Raw genomic sequence first — 269 nt, 5'->3', positions numbered from 1 at the left:
GTGTTGATGGTGTTCTTCAGCTCCAGGATCTCCCCGCGGGCGTCCACCTGGATCTTCTGCGAGAGATCGCCCCGGGCGACGGCCGTGGTCACCTGGGCGATGTTCCGCACCTGGTCGGTGAGGTTGTTCGCCATGAAGTTGACGTTGTCGGTGAGGTCCCGCCAGACCCCGGCCGCCCACGGCACCTGCGCCTGCCCGCCCAGCCGCCCCTCGGTACCCACCTGGCGGGCCACCCTGGTCACCTGCTCGGCGAAGCCCGAGAGCTGGTC

At 69.1% G+C, this 269-nt stretch carries 1 protein-coding gene; it reads right to left on the bottom strand.

The features are described 5' to 3' along the window. Nucleotides 1-269 (bottom strand): HAMP domain-containing protein (locus VR45_RS14825; protein ID WP_045940216.1); only part of this gene is annotated, 269 nt, incomplete at both ends.

Source organism: Streptomyces sp. NRRL S-495 (assembly GCF_000966955.1).
Taxonomy (GTDB): domain Bacteria; phylum Actinomycetota; class Actinomycetes; order Streptomycetales; family Streptomycetaceae; genus Kitasatospora; species Kitasatospora purpeofusca.
Note: the sequence above shows the minus strand (reverse complement) of the source record. Positions and strands in the feature narration are given on the sequence as shown.